A 12,301-nucleotide genomic window follows, 5' to 3' on the forward strand; every position below is an offset into this window, starting at 1 on the left:
GCTTCCGGACACCCGCCCAGAACCCCCGTGGTGTCCGCATGATGAAACGGAGTATCCACTTCCCGAGAACCGGGCCATCATGTAACCTGCACGAAATTTCGCCATCTCCGCAGAGGGCCAACGTCGTCCCTCGGCACACGCCACATGCCATATGACGACGACGGGAGAGCCGATGCGTACGCCGCGCCAGCCGTCCCAGCATTCCGAGAACGGCCAGAACTGGTCGTTCATGGATGCTCGCCCTGCTGCGCAGGGTATGTACGACCCCCGCAACGAACACGACGCCTGCGGCGTCGGTTTCGTCGCCACTCTCACCGGCGAGGCATCCCACACCCTGGTCGAGCAGGCACTCACCGTGCTGCGCAACCTGGAGCACCGCGGCGCCACCGGTTCCGAGCCGGACTCGGGCGACGGCGCCGGCCTGCTCTCCCAGGTGCCGGACGCCTTCTTCCGCCAGGTGGCCGGATTCGAACTGCCCGCCGCCGGTTCGTACGCCGTCGGTATCGCCTTCCTGCCCGGCGAGGGCACCGAGGACGCCGTCTCGGCGATCGAGACGATCGCCGCCGAGGAGGACCTGACCGTCCTCGGCTGGCGCGAGGTGCCGGTCGCTCCCGAGCTGCTGGGCGCCACCGCCCGCGCCACCATGCCGGTCTTCCGGCAGATCTTCGTGACCGACGGTGCGAGCGAGGGCATCGCCCTGGACCGCAAGGCGTTCGTGCTGCGCAAGCGCGCCGAGCGCGAGGCGGCCGCCTACTTCCCGTCGCTGTCCGCGCGCACCATCGTCTACAAGGGCATGCTGACCACCGGCCAGCTGGAGCCCTTCTTCCCGGACCTGTCCGACCGCCGCTTCGCCTCCGCGATCGCGCTGGTGCACTCCCGGTTCTCCACGAACACCTTCCCGTCGTGGCCGCTGGCGCACCCGTACCGCTTCATCGCCCACAACGGTGAGATCAACACCGTCCAGGGCAACCGCAACTGGATGCGCGCCCGCGAGTCCCGGCTGGCCTCCGACCTGTTCGGCCCCCCGGAGAAGCTGGAGCGGATCTTCCCCCTCTGCACCCCGGCGCCTCCGACTCCGCCTCCTTCGACGAGGTCCTGGAGCTGCTGCACCTCGGCGGCCGCTCGCTGCCGCACTCCGTGCTGATGATGATCCCGGAGGCATGGGAGAACCACGCCTCCATGGACGCGGCCCGGCGCGCCTTCTACGGCTTCCACGCCACGATGATGGAGCCGTGGGACGGCCCCGCCTGCGTCACCTTCACCGACGGCACCCAGGTCGGCGCCGTGCTCGACCGCAACGGTCTGCGCCCCGGCCGCTACTGGGTCACCGACGAGGGCCTGGTCGTCCTCGGCTCCGAGGTCGGCGTCCTCGACATCGACCCCGCCCGGGTCGTCCGCAAGGGCCGCCTCCAGCCCGGCCGGATGTTCCTCGTGGACACCGCCGAGCACCGCATCATCGAGGACGACGAGATCAAGGCCGGCCTCGCCGGCGCACAGCCGTACGCCGAGTGGCTGGAGGCCGGCGAGATCGAGCTGGGCGACCTGCCCGAGCGCGAGCACATCGTGCACACCCACGCCTCGGTCACCCGCCGCCAGCAGACCTTCGGCTACACGGAGGAGGAGCTGCGCGTCATCCTCGCCCCGATGGCCCGCGCCGGCGCCGAGCCGATCGGCTCCATGGGCACCGACTCCCCGATCGCGGCCCTGTCCGAGCGCCCCCGGCTGCTCTTCGACTACTTCACCCAGCTGTTCGCCCAGGTCACCAACCCGCCGCTGGACGCCATCCGCGAGGAGCTGGTCACCTCCCTGCGCAGCGCGCTCGGCCCGCAGGGCAATCTGCTCGACCCGACCGCCGCCTCCTGCCGGTCCGTCCTGCTGCCCTTCCCGGTGATCGACAACGACGAGCTGGCCAAGCTCATCCACATCAACGCCGACGGCGACATGCCCGGCTTCAAGGCCGCGACCCTCTCCGGTCTGTTCCGGGTGAGCGGCGGCGGCGAGTCGCTGGCCGCCCGCATCGAGGAGATCTGCGCCGAGGCCGACGCGGCCATCGAGAACGGCGCCCGCCTGATCGTCCTCTCCGACCGGCACTCCGACGCCGAGCACGCGCCGATCCCCTCGCTGCTGCTCACCGCGGCCGTCCACCACCACCTCATCCGCACCAGGCAGCGCACCCATGTGGGCCTGCTGGTCGAGGCCGGCGACGTCCGCGAGGTCCACCACGTCGCCCTGCTGATCGGCTTCGGCGCCGCCGCGGTCAACCCGTACCTGGCGATGGAGTCGGTGGAGGACCTGGTGCGCGCGGGCACCTTCCTCGACGGCGCCGACCCCGAGAAGGCCATCAAGAACCTGATCTACGCCCTCGGCAAGGGTGTCCTGAAGGTCATGTCCAAGATGGGCATCTCCACCGTCGCCTCCTACCGCGGCGCCCAGGTCTTCGAGGCCGTCGGCCTGGACGAGGGCTTCGTGGAGAAGTACTTCAACGGCACCGCCACCAAGATCGGCGGCGTCGGCATCGACGTCGTCGCCGGCGAGGTCGCCGCCCGCCACGCCAAGGCGTACCCCGCCTCCGGCATCGCCCCGGCGCACCGCGCCCTGGAGATCGGCGGCGAGTACCAGTGGCGCCGCGAGGGCGAGCCGCACCTGTTCGACCCGGAGACGGTCTTCCGCCTCCAGCACTCCACGCGCACCGCGAGCTTCGACATCTTCAAGAAGTACACCGCGCGCGTGAACGAGCAGTCCGAGCGCCTGATGACGCTGCGCGGCCTGTTCGGTTTCGCCTCGGGCCGGGAGCCGGTCCCGGTCGAGGAGGTCGAGCCGGTCAGCGAGATCGTCAAGCGGTTCTCCACCGGCGCGATGTCGTACGGCTCCATCTCCAAGGAGGCGCACGAGACCCTCGCCATCGCCATGAACCAGCTGGGCGGCAAGTCCAACACGGGTGAGGGCGGCGAGGACCCGGAGCGCCTGTACGACCCGGCGCGCCGCTCGGCGATCAAGCAGGTCGCCTCCGGCCGCTTCGGCGTCACCTCCGAGTACCTGGTCAACGCGGACGACATCCAGATCAAGATGGCCCAGGGCGCCAAGCCCGGCGAGGGCGGCCAGCTGCCCGGCCACAAGGTCTACCCGTGGGTCGCCAAGACGCGTCACTCGACGCCCGGCGTGGGCCTGATCTCCCCGCCGCCGCACCACGACATCTACTCCATCGAGGATCTCGCCCAGCTGATCCACGACCTCAAGAACGCCAACCCCCGGGCGCGGATCCACGTCAAGCTGGTCTCCGAGGTCGGCGTCGGCACGGTCGCGGCCGGTGTGTCCAAGGCGCACGCGGACGTCGTGCTGATCTCCGGCCACGACGGCGGCACCGGCGCCTCCCCGCTGACCTCCCTCAAGCACGCGGGCGGCCCCTGGGAGCTGGGCCTGGCCGAGACCCAGCAGACGCTGCTGCTCAACGGGCTGCGCGACCGGATCGTCGTCCAGACCGACGGTCAGCTCAAGACCGGCCGCGATGTGGTCATCGCCGCGCTGCTCGGCGCCGAGGAGTTCGGTTTCGCGACCGCGCCGCTCGTCGTCTCCGGCTGCGTCATGATGCGCGTGTGCCACCTGGACACCTGTCCGGTCGGCATCGCCACCCAGAACCCGGTGCTGCGCGAGCGCTTCGCCGGCAAGGCCGAGCACATCGTGAACTTCTTCCGGTTCATCGCCGAGGAGGTCCGCGAGCTGCTCGCCGAGCTGGGCTTCCGCTCCATCGAGGAGGCCGTCGGCCACGCCGAGGCGCTGGACGTGCGGCGCGCCGTCGACCACTGGAAGGCGCAGGGCCTGAACCTGGAGCCGCTGTTCCACGTGCCGGACCTGCCCGAGGGCGCCGTCCGCCACCGGCTGATCGCCCAGGACCACGGCCTGGAGAAGGCCCTGGACAACGAGCTGATCAAGCTCGCCGGCGACGCCCTGGCCGCGAACGACGCGACCGAGGCCCAGCCGGTGCGCGCCCAGGTCGCCATCCGCAACATCAACCGCACGGTCGGCACCATGCTCGGCCACGAGGTGACCCGGAAGTTCGGCGGCGCGGGCCTGCCCGAGGACACCATCGACATCACCTTCACCGGTTCCGCGGGCCAGTCCTTCGGCGCCTTCCTGCCGCGTGGTGTCACGCTGCGCCTGGAGGGCGACGCCAACGACTACGTCGGCAAGGGCCTCTCGGGCGGCCGGATCGCGGTCCGCCCGGACCGTGCCGCCGAGCACCTCGCCGAGTACTCGACGATCGCGGGCAACACCATCGGCTACGGCGCCACCGGCGGCGAGCTGTTCCTGCGCGGCCGTACCGGTGAGCGGTTCTGTGTGCGCAACTCCGGCGCGCTGGTCGTCTCCGAGGGCGTGGGCGACCACGGCTGCGAGTACATGACCGGCGGTCACGCGGTCGTCCTCGGCCCGACCGGCCGCAACTTCGCGGCGGGCATGTCCGGTGGCATCGCCTACGTCATCGACCTCGACCCCGACAACGTCAACGCGGGCAACGCGGACGCGGTCCAGGAGCCGACCGAGTCCGACAAGGCGTGGCTGCACGACGTCGTGCGCCGGCACGCCGAGGAGACCGGTTCGACCGTCGCCGCGAAGCTGCTCGCCGACTGGGACGCGGCCGCGGCCCGGTTCAGCAAGATCATCCCCAGCACGTACCAGGCAGTGCTCGCCGCCAAGGACGCCGCCGAGCGAGCCGGTCTCTCCGAGACCGAGATCACCGAGAAGATGATGGAGGCGGCGACCAATGGCTGATCCGAAGGGCTTCCTCAACCACGGCCGCGAGGTCGCCACGACCCGTCCCGTCGGTGAGCGTGTCCAGGACTGGAACGAGGTCTACGTCCCCGGCTCCCTGCTGCCGATCATCGGCAAGCAGGCCAGCCGGTGCATGGACTGCGGCATCCCGTTCTGCCACAACGGCTGTCCGCTCGGGAACCTGATCCCCGAGTGGAACGACTACGCCTACCGCGAGGACTGGGCCGCCGCCTACGAGCGGCTGCACGCCACCAACAACTTCCCGGAGTTCACCGGGCGGCTGTGCCCCGCGCCGTGCGAGTCGGCGTGCGTGCTCGGCATCAACCAGCAGCCGGTCACCATCAAGAACGTCGAGGTCTCCATCATCGACAAGGCGTGGGAGGGCGGGCACGTCGCCCCGAGCATCCCCGAGCGCCTGTCCGGCAAGACGGTCGCGGTGATCGGCTCGGGCCCCTCCGGCCTGGCCGCCGCCCAGCAGCTGACCCGGGCCGGCCACACGGTCGCCGTCTACGAGCGCGCGGACCGCATCGGGGGCCTGCTGCGCTACGGCATCCCCGAGTTCAAGATGGAGAAGCGGCACATCAACCGCCGTATCGAGCAGATGCGCGCGGAGGGCACCCGCTTCCGCACCGGTGTGGAGGTCGGCCGCGACCTCAGCGCCCGTGACCTGAAGAAGCGCTACGACGCGATCGTGATCGCCGCCGGCTCCACCACCGCCCGCGACCTGCCCGTCCCCGGGCGGGAGCTGAAGGGCGTCTACCAGGCGATGGAGTACCTGCCGCTGGCCAACAAGGTCCAGGAGGGCGACTACGTGGCCCCGCCCGTGACGGCCGAGGGCAAGCACGTCGTCGTGATCGGCGGCGGCGACACCGGCGCGGACTGCGTGGGCACCGCCCACCGGCAGGGCGCGGCCTCGGTCACCCAGCTGGAGATCATGCCCCGCCCGAACGACGAGCGGCACCCGACCGGGCAGCCCTGGCCCACCTTCCCGATCCTCTACAAGGTCACCTCGGCCCACGAGGAGGGCGGCGACCGGATCTACTCCGCCTCCACCACCCACTTCGAGGGCGACGAGGAGGGCAATGTGCAGTGGCTGCACATCGCCGAGGTCGAGTTCGTGGACGGCAAGCCGACCCAGAAGCCGGGCAGCGAGCGCCGCATCCCGGCCCAGCTGGTCACCCTGGCGATGGGCTTCACCGGCACCGACCGGGAGAACGGTCTGGTGGAGCAGTTTGGTCTAGACCTCGACGAGCGCGGTAACATCGCCCGCGACGCCGACTTCCAGACCAATGTGCCGGGGGTGTTCGTCGCCGGTGACGCCGGCCGCGGGCAGTCCCTCATCGTCTGGGCGATCGCGGAGGGCCGCTCGGCCGCCCGCGGCGTCGACCGCTACCTGACCGGGGCCAGCGACCTGCCGGCCCCGATCCGCCCGACCGACCGCGCGCTCGCGGTCTGACGGCACCCCTGGAACGTCCCGCACAAAGGCGTGCGGAACACCAATGGCGTCTGCCCACCTGTCCCCGACCGGACGACCGGGCAGACGCCGTTGACTTTTCCGCCCCGCCGCGCGGTGCCCCGGCTCCGGCGGTCAGCGAGGCCGCCGTCAGCCAGGCGAGCGCGAGCAGCAGGGCGAGCAGGGCCACGCACACCCCCGCCTGCACCAGCGCGCGCCGCCCCTCGCGGGGCGCGTAGGCGTACGCCGGCGTCACCGCGGCTGCCCGAGAGCAGCCCCCGAGGTTGCCCTGCCAGGAAGTGAGCCCCACCGAACCGCCGAGCGCCGACAGCGGATACAGGGCGAGGGAGCGCACGCGGCCCAGCCGGGTCAACAGGTCGTCACGAGGGACTCGGCGGCGAACAAAACAGCGAACCGGTGGGCCGGCCGTGCCGCCCCGTGCGCGTGATCACGTAGGCTCGGCCCCTCGGAACAGCCAGAGGGGGCCATGGCCGCGATCAGCCTGCGCAAGGTGGAGGAGACCGCGCCCGCGCTCGTCGGCGCCTACCGCTCGGCCGGGGTCAGCCTGCGCAAACACGGCCTGGACGGACTGCGCGCCGCCGTCTACCTCGTCCTCGACCACTCCGGCTCCATGCGCCCCTACTACCAGGACGGCAGCGTCCAGGCGCTCGCCGACCGGGTGCTCGGGCTGTCCGCGCACCTGGACGACGACGGCCGGGTGCCGGTGGTGTTCTTCTCCACCGACATCGACGCCGTCACCGACATCCCCCTCGCCCGGCACGCGGGCAGCGTCGAGCGGATCGTCGCCGGGCTCGGCCACATGGGCAAGACCAGCTACCACCTGGCGATGGACGCCGTCATCGACCACTACCTGGACAGCGGCGCGACCGATCCCGCCCTGGTCGTCTTCCAGACCGACGGCGGCCCGATCAACAAGCTCGCCGCGGAACGCTATCTCTGCAAGTCCGCCAAGCTCCCCCTGTTCTGGCAGTTCATCGGCTTCGGCGACCCGCACAGCAAGCAGTTCGACTTCCTGCGCAAGCTCGACGAACTCCCGGTGCCCGGCAAGCGGATCGTGGACAACGCCGGCTTCTTCCACGCGGGCGAGGACCCCCGGCGCGTCCCCGACACCGAGCTGTACGACCGTCTCGTCGGCGAGTTCCCCTCCTGGCTGTCGGCCGCGCGCGCCGCGGGCGTCGTCCGCCCCTCCTGAACCGGCCCGCTCAGGGCGCCACCTCCCCGAGGGCGTCGGCCAGGACCAGCGCCCGGCACTCCTCGGGCGTCCCCCACGCGGTGCGCAGCGCACGGGCCTTGGTCAGCCACAGGGAGAGGTCGTACTCCGCGGTGTAGCCGATCGCGCCGTGCAGATGCAGCGCCGTCCGCGCGGTGGTGTACGCCGCCTCGCACGCCCTGAGCTTGGCCGCGGCCACGTCCGCCGGACGCATCGACACCGCCGCGCCCAGCACGAGGGGCCGGGCGAACTCCAGGGCCGTCTTCGCGTCGGCCAGCCGGTGCTTGACCGCCTGGAAGGAGCCGACGGGCACCCCGAACTGGGTGCGCTGCCCGACGTAACGCACCGTGCGGTCGAGCAGCGCGAGGCCGACACCGAGGGCCTGGGCGGCGACGGCCAGCCGGGCCCAGCCGAGGGCCCGTTCGCAGGGGGGAGCGGTGAGCAGCGGCGCGCCGTCCGGGGCGAGCGGGGTCAGCCGGCGGGCCGGATCGAGGGACGCGCGCACCGGCCCCGGCTTCGCCAGGTACAGGCCGCCGGGGGTGAGCGCGAGCCGGAGCGCGGCCGCGTCCCCGTCCAGGGCGAGACCGCCGGGCGGCGCCACGGTGGCCGCCTCCTCGCCCGCCGCGAGCCCCGGCAGAAAGCGCCCGGCGTACGGCGGCGCGTCCAGGAGCACCGCCGCCACGACCGTCTCCACCAGCGGGCCGGGCACCGCGTGCCGCCCCAGCTCCACGAACGCGAGGGCCAGTTCCACCGGGCGCCGCCCCGCCCCGCCGTACTCCTGCGGCACCGCGAGCCCGAACACCCCCGCCTTTCCGAGCCGCGCCCACAGCGCCCGCCCGCGCGCGTGCTCGCCACGGCCCCACTCCCGGACCACCGCCGGGGTGTCCGCCGCCGTCAGCAGGGCGTCCAGCACGCCGGTGAAGGCCCGCTGTTCGGCATCGGGCAGGAAGCGCATCAGCGGCGTCCCTTCGGCAGACCGAGCAGCCGCTCGGCGATGATGTCGCGCTGGATCTCGTTGGTCCCCGCGTAGACCGGCCCGGCCAGCGCGAACACGTACCCCTGCGCCCAGGCGCCCTCCGCCGCCTCGCCCTCCGGGCCCAGCAGATCGAGCGCCGTCTCGTGCAGTGCGAGGTCCAGCTCGGACCAGAACACCTTGTTCATGCTGGTCTCCGGGCCGAGCCGGTCGCCGGCCAGGAACCGGGAGGCGGCCGCGTAGGTGAACAGCCGGTAGGCGCGGGCGCCGATCACCGCGTCCGCCACCCGCTCCCGCGCGTGCTCGGGGCAGCCGCGCGCCCGCCACAGCGCGACCAGCCGGTGCGCCGCCGCGAGGAAGCGGCCCGGTGAACGCAGCGTCAGCCCCCGCTCGTTGCCCGCCGTCGACATCGCGATCCGCCAGCCCTGTCCCGGCTCGCCGATCACGTCCCCGTCCGGCACGAACACCTCGTCCAGGAACAGCTCCGCGAACGCGGGCCTGCCGTCGAGACGGCCGATCGGACGCACCGTGACCCCCCGGGCGCGCAGGTCGAACATCAGATAGGTCAGCCCCTGATGCGGGCGCTCCGCCCCCGGATCGCTGCGGAACAGCCCGAAGGCCCGGTCCGCGAAGGCCGCCCGCGAGGACCAGGTCTTCTGGCCGCTGAGCAGCCAGCCGCCGTCCGCGCGCACCGCCCGGGAGCTGAGCGAGGCCAGATCCGAACCCGCCTCCGGCTCCGACCACGCCTGTGCCCACACCACCTCGCCCGAGGCCATCGGCGGCAGCACCCGCGCGCACTGCTCCGGTGTCCCGTGCGCCAGCAGGGTCGGCGCCAGCAGATCGGTCCCGTTCTGCCCGACCCGGCCCGGCGCGCCCGCCGCCCAGTACTCCTCCTCGAACAGCAGCCAGCCCAGCAGTCCCGCGTCCCGCCCGCCGTACCGCCGCGGCCAGGACACCACCGACCAGTGGTCCGCGGCCAGTTCGGCCTCCCAGGCGCGATGGGCGGCGAACCCGGCCGCGGTCTCCAGCGAGGGCAGCGGCACCCGCGGCACATGCGCCGCCAGCCAGGCGCGGGCCTCGGCGCGTAACTCCTCGTCGGCCGGGGAGAAGGTCAGGTCCATGGCCGCCGTCACCATCCTTCCCTAACAAGTGTTTGGTAGGTTAGCGTGGCCCTATGACAGGCGTCGAGAGCCCGGCCTACGTCCCCGGGCACGGACTGCTCAACGGCCGCACCGCCGTCGTCACCGCGGCGGCCGGCACCGGCATCGGCGGGGCCACCGCGCGCCGCTTCCTGGAGGAGGGCGCCCGCGTCCTGCTCAGCGACGCACACCCCCGGCGCCTCGCGGAGTGCGCGGCCGGACTGACCCGGCGGTTCCCGGGCGCGGTGACCGCCCTGCCCTGCGACGTCACCGACGAGCGGCAGGTCCAGGCCCTGTTCGAGACGGCCGCCGCCGAGCACGGCCGACTGGACATCGTCGTCAACAACGCGGGCCTCGGCGGCACTTCGCCCCTCGCCGACATGACCGACGACCAGTGGACCCGCGTCCTGGACGTCACCCTGAACGGCACCTTCCGCTGCACCCGCGCCGCCCTGCGCGCCCTGCGCACCACCGGCGGCGGGGTGATCGTCAACAACGCCTCCGTCGTCGGCTGGCGCGCCCAGGCCGGACAGGCCCACTACGCCGCCGCCAAGGCCGGGGTGATGGCCCTGACCCGCTGCGCCGCCATCGAGGCCGCCGCCTACGGGGTGCGGGTCAACGCCGTCGCGCCGAGCCTCGCCCACCACCCCCACCTGGTGAAGGTCACCACCCCCGAACTCCTCGCGGACCTGACCGGACGCGAGGCGTTCGGCCGCGCCGCCGAACCCTGGGAGGTGGCCAACGTGATCGTGTTCCTCGCCTCCGACTACTCCTCGTACATGACCGGCGAGACCGTCGCCGTCAGCAGCCAGCGCGCCTAGGGCGAGCGGGGGAGCGTCCAGAATGGGTGCGTGCCGACCAAGAAGAAGCCCCAGGTGACCGCCGCCGCGGTCCGGCGCGGCGAACTCCTCAACACCGCCGCCGACGTGTTCGCCGAGCACGGCTACAACGCCACCACCGTCCGCCGCATCGCCGACCACGCCGGCATGCTCGCGGGCAGCCTCTACTACCACTTCGACTCCAAGGAGTCGATGCTGGAAGAGATCCTGCGGACCTTCCTCGACGAGCTGTGGGGCGGCTACGACACCGTCCTCGCCGCCGGACTCGGGCCCCGCGAGACGCTGGAGGCCCTCGTCACCGAGTCCTTCCGGGAGATCGACCGGCACCGCGCCGCCGTCGCCATCTACCAGAAGGAGAGCCGGCAACTCGTCGCCCAGGACCGGTTCGCCTTCCTCGCCGAGTCCCAGCGCAGGTTCGAACGGGCCTGGCTCTCCACTCTGGAACGCGGCGTCGCCGAACACGTCTTCCGCGCCGACCTGGACGTCCGGCTCACCTACCGGTTCGTCCGCGACACCGTGTGGGTCGCCGCCTCCTGGTACCGGCCCGGCGGGCAGCACAGCCCCGAGGAGATCGCCCGCCAGTACCTGTCGATGGTGCTGGACGGCATCGCCGTACGCACACAGCACGAAGAGCGTGAAAAGCGCCAAGAGCACGAAGGGCGCAGCGAGAAGAGCGGGCACAGCGGATAACACCCCTTTCCTGGTGAGGGAGTCGAGTGGCATGGCCGAGGCATACATCGTCGAAGCGGTCCGCACGCCCGTCGGGCGACGCGGGGGAGGACTCAGCGGCGTCCACCCGGCCGACCTGGGCGCCCATGTCCTGCGCGCCCTCGTGGAGCGGGCCGGCGTCGACCCGGCCGCCGTCGAGGACGTCGTGTTCGGTTGTCTGGACGCGGTGGGCCCCCAGGCCGGGGACATCGCCCGCACCAGCTGGCTGGCCGCCGGACTGCCCGAGGAGGTGCCGGGTGTGACCGTGGACCGGCAGTGCGGCTCCTCGCAGCAGGCCGTGCACTTCGCCGCACAGGCCGTGCTCTCCGGCACCCAGGACCTGGTGGTCGCGGGCGGTGTGCAGAACATGTCCCAGATCCCCATCGCCTTCGCCTCCCGCCGGGCCGCCGACCCGCTCGGCCTGACCGAGGGCCCCTTCCTCGGCAGCACCGGCTGGCGCGCCCGCTACGGCAACAGACCCGTCAACCAGTTCGCCGGCGCCGAGGCCATCGCCGCCCAGTGGCGCATCGGCCGCGCCGAGCAGGAGGAGTTCGCCCTGCGCTCGCACCGCCGGGCGGTGTGGGCCATCGACACCGGCCGCTTCGAGCGCGAGACCGTCCCCTACGGTCCGGTCGCCGTGGACGAGGGCCCGCGCCGTGACACCTCCCTGGAGAAGATGGCCGCCCTGAAGCCGGTCCTCGACGGCGGCACCATCAGCGCCGCCTGCTCCTCCCAGACCTCCGACGGCGCCGCCGCGCTCCTCCTCGCCTCCGAACGCGCGGTACGCGACCACGGACTGCGTCCCCGCGCCCGTGTCCACCACCTCTCCGCGCGCGGCGAGGACCCCATCCGCATGCTCTCCGCCCCCATCCCGGCCACCGCGCACGCCCTGAAGAAGACCGGCCTGACCATCGACGCCCTCGACCTCGTGGAGATCAACGAGGCGTTCGCCCCGGTCGTCCTCGCCTGGCTGAAGGAGACCGGCGCCGACCCCGAGAAGGTCAATGTCAACGGCGGCGCGATCGCCCTCGGCCACCCCCTCGGCTCGACCGGCGCCCGCCTGATGACCACCCTGCTCCACGAACTGGAGCGCACCGGCGGCCGCTACGGCCTCCAGACCATGTGCGAGGGCGGCGGCCAGGCCAACGTGACGATCATCGAACGCCTCTGAGCGCGAGCCGCCCCTCTCTT

At 72.4% G+C, this 12,301-nt stretch carries 7 protein-coding genes and 1 pseudogene; 6 read left to right on the top strand and 2 right to left on the bottom strand.

Going from position 1 to position 12,301, the window contains the following annotated elements; genetic code table 11:
• The first annotated feature begins 256 nt into the window (after nt 1–256).
• From gltB to GHR20_RS26740, 3 genes and pseudogenes are all read left to right on the top strand, one after another.
• Nucleotides 257–4,767, top strand: a pseudogene (gene gltB, locus GHR20_RS26730) (glutamate synthase large subunit).
• Complete coding sequence (locus tag GHR20_RS26735; RefSeq protein ID WP_148027337.1) at nt 4,760–6,223, top strand: glutamate synthase subunit beta; 1,464 nt, start codon at nt 4,760–4,762, stop codon at nt 6,221–6,223. Before gltB ends, GHR20_RS26735 begins: the two are co-directional and overlap by 8 nt.
• Before the next feature lie 484 nt (nt 6,224–6,707).
• Nucleotides 6,708–7,433 carry a VWA domain-containing protein gene (locus GHR20_RS26740; protein ID WP_111582452.1) on the top strand — a complete coding sequence of 242 codons (726 nt, stop codon included), beginning with the start codon at nt 6,708–6,710 and terminating at the stop codon, nt 7,431–7,433.
• Between the two features lie 10 nt (nt 7,434–7,443).
• Here GHR20_RS26740 and GHR20_RS26745 read toward each other — a convergent pair whose 3' ends face one another.
• Nucleotides 7,444–8,406, bottom strand: a complete 963-nt coding sequence (locus GHR20_RS26745; protein ID WP_153814604.1) for an acyl-CoA dehydrogenase family protein — start codon at nt 8,404–8,406, stop codon at nt 7,444–7,446.
• On the bottom strand, nt 8,406–9,545 hold the full coding sequence (locus GHR20_RS26750; protein ID WP_153814605.1) for an acyl-CoA dehydrogenase family protein: 1,140 nt from the start codon (nt 9,543–9,545) through the stop codon (nt 8,406–8,408). Before GHR20_RS26750 ends, GHR20_RS26745 begins: the two co-directional genes overlap by 1 nt.
• Nucleotides 9,546–9,598: 53 nt before the next feature.
• Between GHR20_RS26750 and GHR20_RS26755 the strand changes: the two genes are divergently transcribed.
• From GHR20_RS26755 to GHR20_RS26765, 3 genes are read left to right on the top strand one after another with little or no spacing between them, the layout of a single operon-like run.
• Entirely contained in the window at nt 9,599–10,384 is a 786-nt protein-coding gene (locus tag GHR20_RS26755; RefSeq protein ID WP_153814606.1) for an SDR family oxidoreductase, read from the top strand.
• A 30-nt stretch (nt 10,385–10,414) separates the two neighbouring features.
• Nucleotides 10,415–11,092 (top strand): TetR/AcrR family transcriptional regulator, encoded by a 678-nt coding sequence (locus GHR20_RS26760; RefSeq protein WP_243878139.1) that lies wholly within the window; start codon nt 10,415–10,417, stop codon nt 11,090–11,092.
• A 31-nt stretch (nt 11,093–11,123) separates the two neighbouring features.
• Nucleotides 11,124–12,281 (top strand): acetyl-CoA C-acetyltransferase, encoded by a 1,158-nt coding sequence (locus GHR20_RS26765; protein ID WP_153814607.1) that lies wholly within the window; start codon nt 11,124–11,126, stop codon nt 12,279–12,281.
• Nucleotides 12,282–12,301 lie beyond the last annotated feature (20 nt).

It is taken from the genome of Streptomyces sp. SUK 48 (assembly GCF_009650765.1).
Lineage (GTDB): Bacteria > Actinomycetota > Actinomycetes > Streptomycetales > Streptomycetaceae > Streptomyces.

Bases quoted from the DNA above. Each gene is read 5' to 3' on its own strand.
- GHR20_RS26750 (WP_153814605.1), bottom strand. From the start codon at position 9,545: ATGGACCTGACCTTCTCCCCGGCCGACGAGGAGTTACGCGCCGAGGCC.
- GHR20_RS26735 (WP_148027337.1), top strand. From the start codon at position 4,760: ATGGCTGATCCGAAGGGCTTCCTCAACCACGGCCGCGAGGTCGCCACG.
- GHR20_RS26765 (WP_153814607.1), top strand. From the start codon at position 11,124: ATGGCCGAGGCATACATCGTCGAAGCGGTCCGCACGCCCGTCGGGCGA.
- GHR20_RS26740 (WP_111582452.1), top strand. From the start codon at position 6,708: ATGGCCGCGATCAGCCTGCGCAAGGTGGAGGAGACCGCGCCCGCGCTC.
- GHR20_RS26755 (WP_153814606.1), top strand. From the start codon at position 9,599: ATGACAGGCGTCGAGAGCCCGGCCTACGTCCCCGGGCACGGACTGCTC.
- GHR20_RS26745 (WP_153814604.1), bottom strand. From the start codon at position 8,406: ATGCGCTTCCTGCCCGATGCCGAACAGCGGGCCTTCACCGGCGTGCTG.